Consider the following 15,235-nt stretch of genomic DNA (forward strand, 5'->3'; position numbering starts at 1 on the left):
GAGTACCGACTGCCGTGGTGGGCCGTGACCGCGTACCCGATCACCGGGACTCAAGACATGCGTGATGACGGCAGGACGCCGGAGCCCCGCCCGCCGGGACGCGACGACCGCTCCGCCGCCCTCGGTGCGCCCGGCCGCCGCCCCGTCCGGACGGTGCGCGTCGCGGGCTCCGGCGGGCCCCGCCGGGGCGGCGCACGGCACGGACACGGCCGGGCGGCCCGTGCACGACGCGGGGCACCTCGCGCACGGAGGACTCCTTCTCGTCGGTGGCCGTACCAGCGTCCCCACCCCCGCGGCCGCGCGCCACCGGAGGCGGGCGCACGAGGGAGGCCCCCGGCCGGCGGAACGCCGGCCGGGGGCCTCCCGGATGCCGTGACTCACCCGTGCGTGACCCGCAGGGGCTCGAACGAGACCCGGGTACGCGCACCGCCGTCCCTCCAGACCACCTCGACACCGCCGCCGTCGGCCACGACCTCCGTGACCGCGTCCGCCGGTGACCCGGGGCCGGGTTCACCGGTGAGCGCGGCCAGGCAGACGTGCAGCGAGGTGCCGCCCGCCTCGCCGGACAGCCGGGGCATCCGCGCCCACGGCGCGTAGGCCGTGCCCTGCGGCGCGCGGACCGTCTCCGGCTCGGCGCCCCAGCCGTGCAGGCCGTGCAGCACGGATACCAGCGGCTCGTCGGGGCCGACGGCCCACCCCGTGTGCGTCAGCCGCGTCCCCGCCGGGGCGCCGACCACCCGGTGCACCCGCAGCTCGTACGGCCCCCGGGCCACGGTCACGCTCTCCACCCGCAGCCCGGGCACCATCGGCGGACCGCCGGCGAAGACGGGCCGGTGCCAGGACGCCGCCCACCCCCAGCCCTCGCCGTGCCCCGCGCCGAGGGGACGGATCCGGCGGCGCACACTGCGCCGGCCGTTCACCTCCACCGACAGGTGGTTGTCCGCGACGTTGCCGGGCGCCGTCGGACCGGTCCGCGTCGAGTACGCCTGCCGGCCGTAGTGCGGGTCGTCCTCGGCGGCCGACTCGCCCTCGTGCGGCCGGACGTGGTCGCTGCCGTGATTGTGCAGCCGGACGATCCCGTCCTCGCGCGTCGCCTGCAGCAGCAGCCCGGGCGCGGACAGGGCCAGCACCCGGTCGGCCTCCTCCACCGGCGCGGCCTCCTCGGTGGCCGTCCACAGCGGGTGGCCGGCGGGCGCGAGGAGCGACACGAACGCCTTGGACGCCCAGTACGGGGAGGCCGGGCCCGAGTAGTGCTGCAGCGTCGCCTCGTGCGGACCGTGCCAGCCCAGGCCGAGCAGCCCGTCGTCGGTCAGCGCCCCGCGGTCCAGGAAGTACCGCAGGCTGCCGCTGGCCAGCCGCCGCGAGGCGCCCGGCGACAGCGGCGTGTGCCCGGTCAGCGCGCCGAGGCCCACGGCGGAGGAGGCGGCGAAGCGGTACGCCAGCGAGCGGCCGTAGTGCAGCGGCGCCCCGTCCGCGCCGAACATCAGCCCGAGACCCTCCAGGTGCGCGCGCAGCCGCTCGCCGTACCGCGCGGTGAGGCCGCCGTCGCCGCCGAGGTGGGCGTCGAGCACCGGGTACAGGTGCAGCGCCCAGCCGTTGTAGTGGTCGAAGGCGCGGCCGTCGCCGTCGGCGTACCAGCCCTCGCCCCGGTACCAGCCCTCCAGCAGCTCCAGGGCCCGCTGCCGGGCCGCCGCCGTCTCCGCGTCGCCGCGGCCGACCGACTCCAGGAACCCGGCGACCGTGTAGGGGAACAGGTACCAGTTGTTCGGCGCAGGGACGTGCCGCAGCGCCCCGCGCAGCCACTCCTCGACCCGGTCCTGCACCCCGGCGTCGAGGTCCTTCCACAGCCACGGCGCGGTCAGCCTGAGGCCGAGCGCCACCGACGCCGACTCGACCATCGGCTGGCCCTGCACGTCGTGGTCGAGGATCAGCGGCCAGGACTCGGTGTCCTCGCGGCCGGGCGTCAGGGTGCCCGAGGCCAGGCCGCGCGCGTAGCGCTCCAGCCAGCCGTGCGGATCGTCGCCGTCGGCGCCCGCGACCCGGAAGGCGGCGGCGAGGAACGTCCGCGCGAAGCCCTCCAGGCCGTCCGAGCGCACCCCGGAGCCCGACGGCCTGCCCGGCAGGTCGAGCAGCGCGCAGCCCGGCGTGCTCCAACGCCACGCGGCCCACAGCAGCCCGTCCGCGACGGCCTCCCAGTGGGCGCGGGTGTAACCGGTGTACGGACTCAGCGCACGGTCCTCGGTGGGCAGTTCGAACGGGATGCTCATGCCAGGAACGCCAGCCTTTCGCGTCGTACGGGGTGGAGGAAACCGGCGCCGGACGCCCAGCGGGCCGTCTCGGCGAGGGCGAGGTCGGCCAGGCGGCGCCACTCGTTGCCCTCGGAACCGGCGAGGTGCGGGGTGATCAGCGCGTTCTCGCAGTCCCACAGCGGGTGGTCCGGCGCCAGCACCTCGGGGTCGGTGACGTCCAGCACGGCCCGGATCCGGCCCGCGAGGACGGCGTCCGTCAGCGCGTCCTGGTCGACGACCGCGCCGCGCGCGGTGTTGATCAGCACGGCTCCGGCCGGCATGGAGTCGATGAGGGCGCGGCTGACCAGGCCACGGGTCTCGGGCAGCAGCGGCGTGTGCACGCTGACGGTGTCCGAGCGTGCGAACAGCTCCGCCGGGCCGACCCGTTCGACACCGAGTTCCGCGGCGTCCGCGTCGCTGACGTAGGGGTCGTGCAGCAGGACGTCGATGTCGTGCGGGCGCAGCAGCTCGACGACCCGGCGGCCGATCAGCGAAGCCGACAGGATGCCGACCGTGCGCCGGTAGTTGCCGACGGAACGCGGGGTGCGCAGCCAGTTGCCGCGTGAGCGGGTCAGCCGGTAGTCGCGGGCCCGCTCCAGGACCCGTTTGCCGGTGAGCAGGATCATGCCGAGGGTGTACTCGGCCACGGGCAGGGCGTTGGCGGCGGCGGCCGAGGAGACCTCGATGCCGCGTTCCCAGCACGCGTCCGTGACGTGCCCGCGGACGGTGCCCGCGGTGTGCACCACGGCCCGCAGCCGCGGTGCGGCCCGCAGCACCCCGGCGTCCAGCGGCGGGCAGCCCCAGCCGGTGATCAGCAGGTCCGCGTCGGCCAGCAGCGACTTGGCGCGCGGCGTGGACAGGTCGTCCAGCGCGGGCAGCGGGGCCAGGTCGCAGACCTCGCGGAAGGCACCGAGCGAGTGGGGGTCGAGGACGGCCGCGGCGGCGTCCCGGGACATGGCCACGACGGCACGGGGCCGGAACCCGGGACCGGGGGCGTCGGGGGCGTGCGGGTGGGTCACTTGACGGCTCCGGCGGTCAGGCCGCTGCGCCAGAAACGCTGGAGCAGCACGAAGGCGAGGACGAGCGGCAGCACGGCGAGCAGCGATCCCATGATGACCACCGGGTAGTACTCCGGTGAGACGGACGCCGAGCTGTTCCACTGGTAGAGGCCGAGGCTGACGGGATACAGGTCCTGGTCGGACAGCATCACCATGGGCAGGAAGAAGTTGTTCCAGATCGCGGTGAGCTGGAAGAGGAACACGGTGACCAGCCCGGGGCCGAGCATCCTGAGCGCCACGCGCACATACGTGGTCAGCTCGCCCGCGCCGTCCACCCGTGCCGCCTCCAGCACCTCGTCGGGCACGTAGCCCCGGCTGAAGACGCGGCCGAGGTAGACGCCGAAGGGGTTGAACAGCACCGGGACGAACACCGCCCAGAAGGTGTTGACCAGGCCCACCTCGGAGGCCATCAGGTACAGCGGCAGCGCGAGGACCGTCTGCGGCACCATGACCGCCGCCAGCACCAGACCGAACAGCTTCTCCTTGTGCCGGAAGCGGTACTTGTCGAAGGCGTAGCCGCAGGCGACGCTCAGCAGCGCGCCGAGGGCCGCGCCGAGCACCGCGTACAGCAGGCTGTTGGCGTACCAGCGGCCGTACAGCCCGCCGTCCATGGTGAACAGGTCGCCGAGGTTGCGCCCGAAGGAGAAGTCGCCCAGGGACAGCAGGTCGCTGCGGAACAGCGCGTCCCGGTTCTTGGCGGAGGCCAGCACCAGCCAGGCCACGGGCAGCAGCGTGTAGAGGACGGAGACCGCGACGACCACGTTGGCCGTCGCCCGGCCCAGCACTCCCGGGCGGAGCAGGGAGCTGTCGGTGGCGCTCATCGGGTCTCCTCGGCGGCGTCGGCGCGGCTGGTGAAGCGGGTGACGCCGTAGGACAGGGCGATGGTGCAGACGAGCAGGACGACCGAGGCGGCCGCCGCGAGGCCGTAGTTGTTGCGGGTGAAGGCCGCGTCGTAGATGTACATGCTCGGCGAGAACCGGGAGCTGATCATCGGGGAGGACTGGCTGAGCAGCATCGGCTCGGTGAACAGCTGCAGCGCCCAGATCAGGGTGAAGATCGCGACCATGACGATCGAGGCCCGCACCAGCGGCGTCTTGACCTGGAGCGCGGTGCGCACGGGCCCGGCGCCGTCGACCACCGACGCCTCGATCACCTCGCGCGGCACGGCCTGCAGGGCGGCGTAGAAGACCACCGTGTTGTAGCCGAGGTTGCTCCACAGGGCGATGTTCACGATGGACGGGATCACCGTGTGGATGCCGAGGAAGTCGATGGTGACGTCGGCCCGGGCGAACAGCTCGATCACCGGGCTGATGCCCGGCGTGTACAGGTACAGCCAGATCAGGGCGGCGATGATGCCGGGCACGGCGTGCGGCAGGAACAGGCCCATCTGGGCGAAGGCGCGCAGCCGCACCACGCCCGAGTCCAGCAGCAGGGCGAGGGCGAGCGCGCCGACGACCATGAGCGGGATGTAGACCAGGCAGTACAGCGCGACGGTGGCGAGCCCGCCGAGGAAGGTCGGGTCGGTGAGCACGGCCGCGTAGGAGCGCAGCCCGACGAAGACGGTGCGCTCGGGGCCGAAACCGAGGCCGGGCTGGTCGTCGCTGAAGAAGCTGAGGTAGACGGCCGTGCCGACGGGGATCAGGAAGACGGTGATCAGCAGGGCGAAGAACGGTGTCATGAGGACGCCGCAGGCGGCCAGTCGCCGGCGCTTCGCCGCTCTGCGGGCCCGCGCGCCGGCGGCGGCGGCGGAGGGCGCCGGGCCGCCGGCGCGCGCGGTGCCGGCCGGCACCCGTGGCGTGGTGGTCGTGGTCATGGGGTGTCACCTGCCTCTCGTCGGCTCAGGTGCTGTGCTGGGTGGTGGACAGGCCGAGGGCCTTGAGGTCGGGCATGGTGCCCTCCTGTGCCGTGCGCAGGGACTCGACCAGGGAGCCCTGACCGGCGCCGACGCGGGCGAAGGAGTCCTGCATGACCTTCTGGGTGGCGCTCATCCGCGGACCCCACAGCCAGTTCTCGCCGATCCGCTCGGCCTCCTGCCGGAACAGGCCGTAGATGTCCTGCCCGCCGTAGTACGACCGGTCGAACGCCTCGCGGCCCACGGCGACCAGGCCGGGTGCGGCCGGGTACTGGCTGCTGGTGCCGCTGGACAGGCGGGCGCGCAGGGCGTCGGGGTGGGAGACCTGCCACTCGATGAACTCCATGGCGGCCTCGGGACGGCGGCTGTCCTTGGTGATCGCGAAGGTCGAGCCGCCGTGCGTGCCGACGGAAGGGCTGCCGGTGTCCCACTGCGGCAGCGGCGCGATCCGCCACTGGCCCTTCTGCCCCGGCCGCGCGTTCATCTGCGCGCCGGCGTCCCAGGCGCCGGTGAGGCGGGTGAGCACCAGTCCGTTGCCGAGCTGCGCGTCGGCCTGCCTGCTCTCGACGGCGTTCACGAAGACGTCGTCCCGGTCGATCAGCCGCTGCCAGTAGGCCGCGACCCGCCGGGACGGCGCGTCGGCGAGGGAGACGTTCCAGGCGCCCTTCGAGGTGTCGAACCACCGGGCGCCCGCCTGCCAGGCGTACGCGGCGAACTGGGTCATGCCGTCGGTCGGGAACAGCACGAGCCGCCGGTCCGGCGCCTGGCGGCGCACGGTCGCGGCCTGCTCGGCGAACTCGTCCCAGGTACGGGCGGCCCGGAGCCCGTAGTGGTCGAACAGGTCGGCGCGGTAGTGCATCACCATGGGCTCGACGTCCAGCGGCACGCTGAACACCCGGCCCTCGAAGGTGGTCAGTCCGAGGGCCTGCGGCAGCAGCCTGCGGCGCAGGCGGTCGCTCACCAGGTCGGTGATGTCGCGGGCGACTCCGTCGATGGCGTACCCCGGGACCTGCGGGTACTCGATGGTGGCGACGTCGGGTGCGTTGCCGGCCCGGGCGGCGTTGCTCAGCTTGGCGTAACCGCCCTGCCCGCCGGAGGGAATCTGCTGGAACTCCACCTGGACGGTGCGGTGCGTGCGGTTGAAGGCGTCGACCACCTCCTGGCTGCCGCGCAGGGCGGACCAGAAGGTGATGCGCGTGGTGGTGCTCGTGCGGGCCGACGAGGCCCCGTTCCCCCCGCTGCAGGCGCTCACGGCTCCTGTCAGGGGTACGGCGGTCATCGCGGCGAGCACGGAACGACGGCTGGGTCGTCCGGGCATGGGGCCTCCCGCGGCTCCTGCGTGTCCGCCCCGCGGACACGTCTGGTCGGGACACCCGGAATCCTGAACCGCCCGATGCAAACGGTCAATAGATCGATCAGAAGAAAATAAAACGCTCAAACGCTCATCCGGGCTCGCCGTCCGCCGCGTCCGCCCGCCGGGTCGAGCCGCGCACCATCAGCCGCGGCAGCAGCTCGACGCGCCGCGCGGGCCGGCCCCCGGCCTCCCGCAGACGCTCGAGCAGCAGCTCGGCGGCCACCCGGCCGACCTCCGCGCGGGGCGGCGACACGGCCGTCAGCGGAGGCGTGGCGAGACCCGCGACCACGTCGTCGTACGCCACGACCGAGCAGTCCTCCGGCACCCGCACCCCCTCGTCCGCCAGCCGCTGCACGATCATCAGCGCGTCCACGTCGCCGTGCAGCACGAGTGCGGTCGCCCCCGTCCCGCGCAGCAGCGCCGGCAGCTCGGCCGTCTCGTCCGCGGAGTAGGGCCCCTCCTGCCCCGACCCGGGTGCGCTCAGCGCCCACGCCCACCGCTCCACCAGCGGATGCGCCCCGGCGATCTCGGCGAACGCCGCCCGCAGGGTGCGCGCCGTCGGACTGTCGTCCCGGGTCGCGAACACGATGCGCCGGTGACCGAGCCCCACCAGGTGCTCCACGGCCAGGTGCGCCCCGTACCAGTGGTCCGAGCACACCGAGTCCAGCACGTGCGGCGCGCTGCCGCGCCGCGGCCGCCGCTCCATCAGCACCGTCGGCACCTCCAGCGCGGCCAGCCACCCGTGGTCGGCCTCCTCGGCGGCCAGGCTGCTCCACCGGGGCGCGAGCAGCAGGCCCCGGGCGCCGTCCTCCAGGGCCCGTTCGGCCAGCGGGCGTTCGGCGCCGGCGGCCTGGGGTGCGATGTGCAGCGCGAGGCGTACGCCGGCCTCCTCCAGCACCGTGCGGGCGCCGTGCAGCGTCTCGGTCAGGTACGAGTGCCGCTCCGGCACGACCACGGCGACCCGGTCGCCGTCGGCGAGGCCGCCGGCCGGCACCTCGGGGGCGGGCAGCGTCGAGCGGACGACGCCGTGTCCGCGGCGCAGCCTGCCCTCCCGGGTCAGCTCCTCCACGTCCCGGCGGACCGTCACCACCGAGACCTGCAACTCGTCGGCGAGGTCGCGCACCCGCGCGGTGCCGCGCGCCTGCACCGCCGCCAGGATCCGCTGGCGCCTGACATCGACCGGCTCCCGCATGAGGACTCCCCACCCACAGATGTTCGTTTGATCGATTCGGCGACATCATAACGATCGATCGTGGCGGGTGTACGCGCCTCGCGGGGTACGTGGTGCTACGGCTCGGGGTCCGCGAGCAGCGGGCCCAGCGGCCCCAGGTCGAGGTTGAGGTCGGCGCGGCTCAGGCCGTGCTGCGCGCACAGGTCGTCCATGCGCCGGTCGAGCAGCATGAGCGCGGTGCCGAGCCGGTCCTCCTGCTCCGCGCTCAGCGTGCCCTCGTCGAAGCGGCGCACGGCCTGGCGCTCCATGAGCTGCCGCAGCAGCTCGACGACGGTGAGCACCAGGGCGGCCAGGTCGTTCGTGACGCGCTCGGGATCCAGGTCGAGGGCGTGGGTGCGGGGCGCGGTCACAGTGGTCCGCTGTCCGGCCACGGTGCGGGCACGCGTTCGCTCACCGACGACAGCAGGGCGTGCAGGGAGATCCGCACCAGCGGCACGTCGGCGACGGCCAGGACCAGGTCCCCGCTGACGACGACACCGGTCGCCAGCACGCGGTCCAGCAGGTCGACCAGGGGCAACCCGACCGGAGCGTACGGCTCGGGCCCGTCCCAGGGCACGGGCGCCGGGCCCGGCGTACGGGGGTCCGCGGCGGTCACGGGCGGGCCCCCCGCTCCGCGCGCTCCCGCCCGGCCCGGTCCGGTTCCTCGTCCCAGCGGGCGAAGGAGTAAGGGATCCACGGGCCCGAGGCGCTGACCTCGACGGCGGGGTAGGGACGGTCCGTGGCGAGCCCGGCCAGCGCCCGGGTGAAGGCCGAGCCCTCCGCCTCCTCCACGAGATAGGCGCAGTTCAGCAGTTGCGGGGTGCGCCGGCCCGTCAGCCGCTCGCTCTGCGGGCGGTGCCGGGTCGCCGCGACGGCGTACCGCCGCAGTTCCGCGTCGACGGCCTCCGCCTCGGCCAGGGCCTTCGCGTGCGCGTCCTGCCCCTCGCGCCGCCGTGCGCTGGCCCGGCTCAGGTAGGCGCGTCCGCCCGCGCCGTCGCCGGTACCGGGGGAGGTCCGCGGCGCGGGTTCGGCCGCGTGCACCTTCACCGCCCATTCCGTACGGCCCTGGAGGCGGTCGAGCAGCACGCCCAGCGCCGCCGCGCGGGAGGCGATCGCCTCCCGCGCGCTCCGGTCGCCCCGGTACAGGGTCGCCATCGGCAGCGGAACGACGGAGCGGCCCCGCCCGCCCGCGGCCTCGACGCCCCGGTGGTGGGCGCGGGCGCACCGTTCCAGGTCCTCGGGCCGGCCCAGCCGCTCGGCCAGTGCCCCGTCGTCGAACAGTGCCGCGGGAACGTCCTGGACGAGCAGGCACAGACCGGCCGTGCGCAGCACGCGCAGCGGGCCACCCTCCTCGTGACCGGTCGACGCGGCCAGTTCGGCGGCGTCCGGCGGGGTGCGGGTGACGGCGAACGCGCAGACGAGTCCGGGGTCCGCGGATCCGGCCGGGCGCCCGCTCACCGGACGGCTCCCGCCGTCTCCTCGACGGCCTCCTCCAGCGCGTCGAGCCGGGACCGCAACCGCGCGTTCTCCTCGGCGAGCGCGTCCCGCGCGGCCCGCGACGACAGCGCCGGGTCGGTCTCCCACCAGTCGATGCCCGCCTTCTTCGCGGTGTCCACCGAGGCGATGAACAGCCGCAGCCGGATGGTGAGCAGCTCGATGTCGAGCAGGTCGATCTTGATGTCACCGGCGATGACGATGCCCTTGTCGAGGACCCGCTCCAGCAGGTCCGCGAGGTTGCCGGTGACGGGGGCGTAGGGTTGCGTGTCCGGCCCCGTGTATCCGTGGTCGACGTCTGTCACTGCGTACTCCCCGAGCGGTCAGCGACGCGGACGGGCTCGTTCGTCGTCCTCATCGGGTTCGTCCTCGTACTCGTCGTCCTCGCCGTCCTCGTCCTCCTCCTCGCCCTCGTCCTCCTCGTCCGGCCCGTACTCGTCGTCCCCGGCCGCCTCGTCCGTGTTCTCGTCCTCGGCGCCGTCGGCGTTCTCCTCCTCCAGCGCTTCCTCGTGGCTCCGGACCACCTCGCCGTCGCGGATCTCACCGCGCCAGCCCTCCGCCTCCTCGCCGTCCATGAGGGTCACGTGCCGCGCGAAGTGCTTCAGGTCCAGCCGCAGCCGGCGTCCCTGGGCGCGCCAGAGGTTGCCGGTCTTCTCGAAGAAGCCCGCCGGGTAGTACTCGACGACCACGACGACACGGGTCAGCCGGGGCGCCAGCTCGTGGAAGCTGACCGCGCCGCGTGTACTGCCCTTGGCTCCCTCGGAGGTCCACACGATCCGTTCGTCGGGGACCTGCTCCTGCACGGTCGCCTTCCAACTGCGGCTCGACGGGCCCACCTTGACGTTCCAGTCGGAGGTGACCTCGTCGGTGGGGCTGACGCTGCGGACGCCCTTGGTGAAGGAGCTGAAGTCCTGGATCCGGGTCCACTGGTCGTAGACGGTGCGCAGGGGGACGCCGATGTCGACGGTCTCCATGATGTGCGTCGCCTTGACGCTGCCCCGGGACCCGCGCCCCCGCCCGCCCGAGCCCCGCCCGAGCCCGAGCCCGAGCCCGAGCCCCCGCCCGCGGAGGCGGTCAGGCGGTCGGTCAGACCTCCGATCCGCTCACTCGCCCTGCCCGCGAGGCTGTGCCCGGTGGCGGAGAGGTAACCGCCGAGAGCGTCCTTCACGTCGCCCAGGGGGGACGGTGCGCCGTTCCTCTGTCCGGTGGGGCTCATTTCCGGCCACCTCCTCGCCGGCTCCCCGGCGGTACGGCCTTCTTGGCGGTGGCCTTCTTCGTGGCCGTCTTCTTCGTGGCCGCATTCTTCGCCGGCGCCCGCCCGCCGGACGCGGCCGGGCGCGGGGCGGCCTTCCGCGGTGGCGCGGGGGCGGGCTCGCGGTCCTCTTCCCGTTCCTCGTCGTCGAAGTAGTCGGCCTCGTCCACCGCGTCGTCGTACCCGTCGTTCCCGGCGTACCCGTCGTCCCGTTCCTGGCCTCCGTCGTCCCGCCGGCCCACGCCGGTGAGTGCGTCGGTGCGGTCGCGGAGGGTGTCGGCGAGGCCGGTGAGCCTGCGGTTCGCCGCGGCGGTGACGGCCGTGCGTCCGGCGGTCAGCAGCTCGCCGCGCACCTGCTCGGACAGCTGCTGGAACTGCGGTGCCAACTGGAGCCCGCCCAGCCCCTGGGACAGCACCTGGCCGGGGGAGAGGCCGAGGCGCCGGCCCGCCAGGTAGGAGCCGACCGCGAAGGCCAGTTTGGCCTTCCGCGTGCGGCCGAGGAGGTATCCGCCCGCCATGGCCGCCGCCAGGGCCGCCTTGTTGTCGCTCATACGTGCCTTCCGTGCGCTGGATCCGTGGTGGTGCGGCCGGTGGGCCGGACCGGGCGGTCGAGGAGGGTGAGCAGGCGCTCCTCCTCCCGTTCGAAGGCCGCCTCGTCGATGGCGCCCTCGTCCAGGGCCCGGTTGAGCGCGGCCAGTCGGGCCTGGACGGCGCGCGGGTCGTGGGCCTGGCGCCTGGCTTCCTGGAGCAGGTGGTCGGCGATCCACGCCGTGCCCCGCACCGGGGCCAGGGGCAGCAGCAGGAGACCGCTCACGATGCCCACCGCGTCACCGCCCGGCCGGCGCGGGAGACGGGTCGACGAAGCTGTAGCAGGGCAGGGGCCCGGTCACGCTGAGCGCCAGACGGTCCCCGTGGTCCCGGGCGCACGCGTCCACCGCCTGCCGGAACCGGCGCTCGTCGGCGGAGCGCAGCAGGAACGACGCGCTCAGCACCTGCTCGTCGTCGGTCGGGCCTCCCACCGTGCGCACGGCGAGCGGGGCCAGCCGGTCGAGGACCCCCTGGGCCGCGCGCCGTGCCTCGCGGCGGACGGCCCGGGCGAGCACCTCGCCGAGCCGGACGTTGGCCTCGTAGTCCGGCCGGCGCCGCGTCCGCAGCGCCAGGGCCCGCAGTTTCTCGTCCCGGCGCACCAGATCGGCGAAGCAGCCGGGTACGACCGTTCCCTTGACGTTGAGCTCGACGCACCCCCGGACGCCGTCGAGCTGCCGTGTCAGGTGGGCGGCGTCGGAGCGCAGCTGGGAGAGCAGGACGTCCGGACGGGGGCTGAGGACCGCGAACCGCATGGGCAACAGGGGTCCCTGCGCGGCCAGTTCGTCCAGCACCGCCTGATGGGCCATCAGGTCGCGGCGCCGGGGCCGCAGCCGCGCGGGCGTGGCCGAGACCGCCGCGCACAGGCCGGACTCGGTGAGCAGCCGTACCGGCGCGCCGCCGACCCCGAGGGCGCCGGGGGTGCGGACCCCTGCGGGGGCGATGCCGTAGACGTACAGGGCCGCCCCGGCCTCCGTGACGGTGGTGGGGGTGGTGGCGGCTGTTGCGGACACGGTCATTCCTCCTCCGCTCCCGTGCGCCGGCGCGGGCGGCTGCGCGGGCGGTCGTCGTCACCGCGGGAGTGCCCCGCCGGACGGCTCCGGGGCCGCTGCGTCTCGCGCTCGCGGCCGGAGGAACCGGCGCGGCGGGGGAGGGGCCCCTCCTCCTCTTCCTCCGCCGGCCCGGGTTCCTCGGGCGTGAGGATGTCCCGCACCTTGTCGGTCAGGGAGCGCGTGCCCCGCTTGGCCGCCGCCCTGCCGACGGTCTTGGCGACCGGCCCGCCGAACAGCTCGGGGACGGTCTTGGACCGCACGTCGTGCTCCAGGTCCAGGCGGTTGCAGGCCTCCGCGAACCGCAGATAGGTGTCGACGCTCGCGACCACGATGCGGGCGTCCACCTTGAGGATCTCGATGCCGACCAGGGAGACGCGCACGAAGACGTCGATCACCATGCCGCGGTCGAGGATGAGTTCCAGGACGTCGTAGAGCGTTCCGGCGCGGGGCGCGCAGACGACCTCGTCGTCATAGGTGATCATGCGGTGGTCCTTCCGAGGGGGCGGGGCCGACGGCCCGGTCACTGGTCCTGGGCACCGCGCCGGTAGCGGGCGGTCCGGCGGTACTGCAGCAGCTCGCCCGCCGCGTCCAGCTCGACCTCGTAGGTGGCGAGCAGACTGGTGGTGTCCGGGATCCGTGCCACCTCCAGCACGTCCACGTCGACGATCCAGCCGCCGCCCTCGCTCCGGCACACCGCGGAGACTCCCTCCAGACGGTGCCGGATCAGCTCGGACAGGGCGTCCGCGGCGCGCTGGGCGGCTTGTCGGGCGCCCCGCACGCCACGCTCGCGCGTGGTGGTGGACGTGGTGCCGCGCCGTCGCTCGCCAGGTTCTGTCATGCAGTCCACTCTGGCCGCGGGTCCCGGCGCGCGCGCCCGCAGTTACCCCGTCCGGGCACGGGCGGGCCCGCGCCCACCGCGGGGTGGCGCGAGGAGTCGCCGGTGGCGGGGGCTCAGGCGCCGGGCGCCGCGGCGTTCCGGCGCCGGCAGTGCAGGAAGAGGTGCGGTTCGGGTCCGGCGTCCGGGTGGGCCGGGGTGAACAGCAGCTCCTTCTGCTCCAGGACCTCCAGCCCCGCCCCCTCGGCCACGGCGACGAGGTCCGGCGCGGTGAAGCTGGTCACGCGCACGGGCTGTCCCATGAAGGTGGCGTCGACGCCCTCCACGTCCAGCGGAACGGTGGCCAGGACCATGTGCCCCGCCGGGGCCAGCGCCCGCGCGAGGCGCCGGACGACGTCCGCCTGCTCCCGCCGGTCCAGCTGGAGCAGCGCGAAGTACACGCAGACCGCGTCGAACGAACCGTCCGCGAGCGGTACGTCGCGGATGTCGGCGCACCGGAAGGAGGCGGCCGGCACCTGCCGGGTCGCCAGGTCCACCATGACGGGGGAGACGTCGATGCCCACGACCCGGTGACCGGCGCCCGCGAGGGTCTCGGCCGTGGGCCGCCCGGTCCCGCTGCCCACGTCCAGCACCCGGCTGCCCGGCGCGAGCCGCTCGAGCAGCCACTCCAGCGAGCGGCGGTGCGCCCGCGACCCGGCGAACGCCTTCTCGTACTCGGCGCCGAGCGCGTCGAACACGTCGGCGGCCGGAGGCCGTTGCTGTCCGTCGGTCACGAGGGTCCCTCCGATGGGGTGAGCCGGTGCCGGGAGCATCGTTCCACCGCGCGAGAGCCACCGGCAAGGGGTTCCCCGGGCGTCCCGCCGGGAGCCGTCGCCCGGTGTCGTCCCCGGTTCCGCCGGTCCGCGGTGCACGACGGGCCTGCCGCGGTCCGGCAGGACCCCGCCGGCCGCGGCCCGCCGCCGGACGCCCCGGTGACGGGGGCGGGCGGCCCGCCGCTGTCCACGCCCACGGGGTCTGCCGGGTCCACCGGTCGTTCCCTCAGTGCAGGGCCTGGTACACCGACGCCGTCGTGAAGCCGTACACGACGTGCGGCACGATGTCCGACACCCACGAGGTCCGGTCCCACTGCTTCGGGTCGGTCACGCCGAGCGCGGCGGCCGGCACGTCGCTGCCGACCATGGCCGCGGCGCCGAGCACCGGCCCGGCCACCCAGTCCGGCAGCGGTCCGCGCCGGCGGCGCAGCACCCCGTAGGCCGCGCCGACCCCGAGACCGGTGGCGTAGCCGAGCAGGGCACCGACGGCCTGTTCGCGGTGGGGCTTCGTCTCCTCGTCGCCGAGCACCAGCCCGACCCGGTCGGCGACCCGGTCCGCGACCTCGGCCGGCATGTCGCTGGATCCCCGGCCGCGCAGCAGCATGTCGCCGTACGTGGTGAGGTTCAGCGCGACGGTCCCCGCCGCGCCGGCGACCAGGCCCTTGATCAGTGACTGCATACCGGCGACTCCCTCGGTACGGGCGCGGTGGCGCACGACGGTCACGACGGGGCCCGGGTTCCCCTCTCGTGGCCGCCTAACAGAACCCCGCGGCGCACGCCCCTCACGCGGGACGGGCCCGGGATCCGTCCAGCGCCAGGTCCACCAGCCCCCGTACGAGCGCGTCGTCCAGCGGCGCCCCGCTGAGCAGGGCCCGGACGAACAGGGGGCCGCTCACCGCCTCGATCAGCAGGCCCGGGTCGATGTCCGCCGCCAGCTCGCCCCGCTCGACGCCGCGCCGGACCATCACGACGGCGCGGTCGAGGCGGTCGCTCCAGTAGGGCCCGCGACGGTCGTCGAGGGTGTCGTCGCGCTCGACGCCGATCCGGAGCAGGGCATGGCCCTGGGCGGTGCCGAGCAGCCCGGCCAGCGACGAGAAGAAGGCGAGCAGGTCGTCGCGTACGCGCCCGGTGTCCGGGACCGGCAGCGCGGAGTCCAGTTGTGTGGTCAACGCGTCCAGGACCAGGTTCTCGCGGGTGCCCCAGCGGCGGTAGACCGAGGTCTCGTGCACCCCGGCCGCGCGGGCGACGGCACCGACGGTCGCCCCCGCCAGACCCTGGCTGGACAGCAGTTCCACCGTGGCGGCGAGCACGGCCTGCCGCATCCGCTCCCCGCGGCGGCGCAGCGGCGGGGCGGCGGGTTCCGGAGAGGTCATGGCACCACCCTAAAGCAATTCGACTTGCGTTGGATGTACGGTTAACGCAAGGCGACCTGCGATGAGCCGA

General features: G+C 74.6%; 19 protein-coding genes. All 19 read right to left on the reverse strand.

The genetic code is table 11. The annotated features are described in order from the left end of the window. Positions 1 to 377: 377 nt before the first annotated feature. The 19 genes from ACZ4V6_RS33800 to ACZ4V6_RS33890 all read right to left on the reverse strand — a co-directional run bounded on the left by ACZ4V6_RS33800 (position 378) and on the right by ACZ4V6_RS33890 (position 15,165). Positions 378 to 2,267, reverse strand: coding sequence for a DUF2264 domain-containing protein (locus ACZ4V6_RS33800; protein WP_467834727.1), 1,890 nt, complete (start codon positions 2,265 to 2,267; stop codon positions 378 to 380). After that, entirely contained in the window at positions 2,264 to 3,244 is a 981-nt protein-coding gene (locus tag ACZ4V6_RS33805; RefSeq protein ID WP_467834778.1) for a hydroxyacid dehydrogenase, read from the reverse strand. The genes ACZ4V6_RS33800 and ACZ4V6_RS33805 overlap by 4 nt, the downstream gene beginning before the upstream one ends. A 59-nt stretch (positions 3,245 to 3,303) precedes the next feature. Further along, positions 3,304 to 4,167 (reverse strand): carbohydrate ABC transporter permease, encoded by an 864-nt coding sequence (locus tag ACZ4V6_RS33810; protein WP_467834729.1) that lies wholly within the window; start codon positions 4,165 to 4,167, stop codon positions 3,304 to 3,306. After that, a complete protein-coding gene (locus ACZ4V6_RS33815) occupies positions 4,164 to 5,159 on the reverse strand; it encodes a carbohydrate ABC transporter permease (RefSeq protein WP_467834730.1) in 996 nt (331 codons plus the stop codon). Before ACZ4V6_RS33815 ends, ACZ4V6_RS33810 begins: the two co-directional genes overlap by 4 nt. A gap of 25 nt (positions 5,160 to 5,184) precedes the next feature. Further along, positions 5,185 to 6,516 carry an ABC transporter substrate-binding protein gene (locus ACZ4V6_RS33820; RefSeq protein WP_467834732.1) on the reverse strand — a complete coding sequence of 444 codons (1,332 nt, stop codon included), beginning with the start codon at positions 6,514 to 6,516 and terminating at the stop codon, positions 5,185 to 5,187. 124 nt (positions 6,517 to 6,640) lie between these two features. Then, complete coding sequence (locus ACZ4V6_RS33825) at positions 6,641 to 7,744, reverse strand: substrate-binding domain-containing protein (protein WP_467834733.1); 1,104 nt, start codon at positions 7,742 to 7,744, stop codon at positions 6,641 to 6,643. Positions 7,745 to 7,839: 95 nt separating this feature from the next. Then, a complete protein-coding gene (locus tag ACZ4V6_RS33830; RefSeq protein ID WP_467834735.1) occupies positions 7,840 to 8,133 on the reverse strand; it encodes a gas vesicle protein K in 294 nt (97 codons plus the stop codon). Next, positions 8,130 to 8,339: a gas vesicle protein gene (locus tag ACZ4V6_RS33835; protein WP_467834779.1), complete on the reverse strand. Its 210-nt coding sequence runs from the start codon at positions 8,337 to 8,339 to the stop codon at positions 8,130 to 8,132. Before ACZ4V6_RS33835 ends, ACZ4V6_RS33830 begins: the two co-directional genes overlap by 4 nt. 35 nt (positions 8,340 to 8,374) lie before the next feature. Further along, the gene (locus ACZ4V6_RS33840; RefSeq protein ID WP_467834737.1) at positions 8,375 to 9,220 is read right to left on the reverse strand and encodes a GvpL/GvpF family gas vesicle protein; all 846 of its coding nucleotides are present in this window, start codon (positions 9,218 to 9,220) and stop codon (positions 8,375 to 8,377) included. Further along, positions 9,217 to 9,561: a gas vesicle protein gene (locus tag ACZ4V6_RS33845; RefSeq protein WP_467834738.1), complete on the reverse strand. Its 345-nt coding sequence runs from the start codon at positions 9,559 to 9,561 to the stop codon at positions 9,217 to 9,219. The genes ACZ4V6_RS33840 and ACZ4V6_RS33845 overlap by 4 nt, the downstream gene beginning before the upstream one ends. An 18-nt stretch (positions 9,562 to 9,579) precedes the next feature. Beyond that, on the reverse strand, positions 9,580 to 10,230 hold the full coding sequence (locus ACZ4V6_RS33850) for an SRPBCC family protein (protein WP_467834740.1): 651 nt from the start codon (positions 10,228 to 10,230) through the stop codon (positions 9,580 to 9,582). A 238-nt stretch (positions 10,231 to 10,468) separates the two neighbouring features. Beyond that, positions 10,469 to 11,059, reverse strand: coding sequence for a hypothetical protein (locus ACZ4V6_RS33855; protein WP_467834741.1), 591 nt, complete (start codon positions 11,057 to 11,059; stop codon positions 10,469 to 10,471). Continuing rightward, complete coding sequence (locus ACZ4V6_RS33860) at positions 11,056 to 11,331, reverse strand: gas vesicle protein GvpG (RefSeq protein WP_467834743.1); 276 nt, start codon at positions 11,329 to 11,331, stop codon at positions 11,056 to 11,058. The genes ACZ4V6_RS33855 and ACZ4V6_RS33860 overlap by 4 nt, the downstream gene beginning before the upstream one ends. Positions 11,332 to 11,335: 4 nt before the next feature. Beyond that, on the reverse strand, positions 11,336 to 12,112 hold the full coding sequence (locus tag ACZ4V6_RS33865; protein WP_467834745.1) for a GvpL/GvpF family gas vesicle protein: 777 nt from the start codon (positions 12,110 to 12,112) through the stop codon (positions 11,336 to 11,338). Continuing rightward, positions 12,109 to 12,627, reverse strand: a complete 519-nt coding sequence (locus ACZ4V6_RS33870) for a gas vesicle structural protein GvpA (protein WP_467834746.1) — start codon at positions 12,625 to 12,627, stop codon at positions 12,109 to 12,111. Before ACZ4V6_RS33870 ends, ACZ4V6_RS33865 begins: the two co-directional genes overlap by 4 nt. A 38-nt stretch (positions 12,628 to 12,665) precedes the next feature. Further along, entirely contained in the window at positions 12,666 to 12,983 is a 318-nt protein-coding gene (locus tag ACZ4V6_RS33875; RefSeq protein WP_467834748.1) for a gas vesicle protein GvpO, read from the reverse strand. A gap of 113 nt (positions 12,984 to 13,096) precedes the next feature. Then, complete coding sequence (locus ACZ4V6_RS33880) at positions 13,097 to 13,753, reverse strand: class I SAM-dependent methyltransferase (protein WP_467834749.1); 657 nt, start codon at positions 13,751 to 13,753, stop codon at positions 13,097 to 13,099. Positions 13,754 to 14,018: 265 nt separating this feature from the next. After that, positions 14,019 to 14,471, reverse strand: coding sequence for a hypothetical protein (locus tag ACZ4V6_RS33885; protein WP_077797276.1), 453 nt, complete (start codon positions 14,469 to 14,471; stop codon positions 14,019 to 14,021). Between the two features lie 103 nt (positions 14,472 to 14,574). Next, entirely contained in the window at positions 14,575 to 15,165 is a 591-nt protein-coding gene (locus ACZ4V6_RS33890) for a TetR/AcrR family transcriptional regulator (RefSeq protein ID WP_467834750.1), read from the reverse strand. Positions 15,166 to 15,235 lie beyond the last annotated feature (70 nt).

This window comes from Streptomyces sp. NPDC029152 (assembly GCF_055564355.1).